The following is a 1,000-nucleotide window of genomic DNA, read 5'->3' as shown; positions in this document are numbered from 1 at the left end:
GGCTACCGCCCGCCGTGGCTCTGGTCGGTCGCCGAGGTCCTCGAAGCGACCGCGGACGTCGACGCCATCGTCGTCTCCGACCCCGTCGGCCACGGCTCCGACCGCGGCCCGCACAACTGCGGCGAGTGCGACGACCGGGTCTAGAAAGCGATCAAGGACTTCGACAAGCGGCAGGACCCCGCGGTGTTCTCGCAGGTCTCCTGTGAGTGCGAGGCCACCTGGGAGTACGTCGTCGACGAGGAGACGAGCTACGGGATGCCACTGGCGCGGTAGGTGTCGCTGGTACGATAGACACCGCTGTCGTGATAGACGTCGCTGTCGCGATATCGACGCAGCCGTCGGAATCTGTGTCTGATCAGTTCAGGACCCAAAAGCGGTAGTTGAGGTACGCGGCGAAGCTCACCCAGAGGAGGTAGGGACCGAGCAGCAGCGCCGCACGTCGGTCGACGCGTGCGAACGCCCACATCGTCGCGACGATCAGCACCCAGAGCGCGGCGATGACCGCGAGACCGAGACCGATCGCCTGCAGTCCGAAGAACGCGGCCGACCAACCCAGATTGAAGACGAAGTGGACGGCGAACACGACGACGGCGAGGCGGACCGCACCGGGCGCGTCGGTCGCCCGCCGCCAGACGAGCCACAGTCCCGTGCCCATCAGCGCGAACAACGTGGTCCAGACGGGCCCGAACACCCAACTTGGCGGCGCGACTGCGGGTCGGACGAGCGAGTCGTACCACGTGCCGAGGCCCTGTGCGGTGAAAACCGCGCCCGACGCGCCGACGAGTTCGACGAGCAGAATCGACAGCACGAGCGCGAGGAGGGGGCGCTCCGTGGGCAATCGGCGGACGTTCGTCCCGAATGACATCACAGTGAATATTATATCGCAGCGATATAATATCTCCACCGACCGGCCGGCTTCGACTCGGCGACCGGTCGCCTTCTGCTCGCCGACGGGTCGGTCTCCTCCCAAGCGGCTGTCCGAAACTACGGGTCGCGTCGG

The 1,000-nt window shown here is 66.5% G+C and carries 1 protein-coding gene and 1 pseudogene; one reads left to right on the top strand and one right to left on the bottom strand.

The genetic code is table 11. The features are described from left to right. A pseudogene (locus DEQ92_RS20890) lies at window positions 1–273 on the top strand (TIGR01210 family radical SAM protein); the annotation flags it as partial. A gap of 82 nt (window positions 274–355) precedes the next feature. Here the strand turns inward: DEQ92_RS20890 and DEQ92_RS20885 are convergent. Next, window positions 356–865, bottom strand: coding sequence for a TspO/MBR family protein (locus tag DEQ92_RS20885; protein WP_115821717.1), 510 nt, complete (start codon window positions 863–865; stop codon window positions 356–358). Between the last annotated feature and the right edge of the window lie 135 nt (window positions 866–1,000).

The organism is Haloferax sp. Atlit-6N (assembly GCF_003383195.1).
Taxonomy (GTDB): Archaea; Halobacteriota; Halobacteria; order Halobacteriales; family Haloferacaceae; genus Haloferax; species Haloferax gibbonsii.
Note: the sequence above shows the minus strand (reverse complement) of the source record. Positions and strands in the feature narration are given on the sequence as shown.